Source organism: Campylobacter sp. 7477a (assembly GCF_014892335.1).
GTDB classification, from domain to species: Bacteria; Campylobacterota; Campylobacteria; order Campylobacterales; family Campylobacteraceae; genus Campylobacter_A; species Campylobacter_A californiensis.
This window is the reverse complement of sequence record NZ_JADBJH010000044.1, coordinates 1-301: the sequence shown is the minus strand read 5'-3', so window position 1 is coordinate 301 and position 301 is coordinate 1. Positions and strand designations below refer to the sequence as shown.

Genomic DNA, 301 nt, shown 5'->3' with positions numbered 1-301 from the left:
AGTGCTAAAATAAAATCAAGCTTTTTACTCTCATTTTAAATGCCTCTAAAGTGGTTTTGGGAGTGTTTAAAATATCTTCAAGCCCCTATCAATTTTCAAATGCTCGTCTTTAATAAAGCGAGCATATACCTTGATAGTCATGTCAAGACTTGAGTGTCCTAGTATCTGAGATACCCATTTGAGCGGCATTTCCCCTTGAACTGCTTTTTCCACCATATGGGTAGCAAAGGTATGGCGGGTATGCCTGAGCGAGCGATACACTACGCCACACTCTTTGCAAAGCTTGCTCCAGCGCCTATAA

At 41.2% G+C, this 301-nt stretch carries 1 protein-coding gene; it reads right to left on the bottom strand.

All coding sequences use genetic code 11. The features are described 5' to 3' along the window. Positions 1 to 66 precede the first annotated feature (66 nt). Positions 67 to 301, bottom strand: a 235-nt coding sequence (locus CCAL5182_RS09020; RefSeq protein WP_336610846.1) for a tyrosine-type recombinase/integrase, incomplete at its 5' end; no start/stop codon positions are given.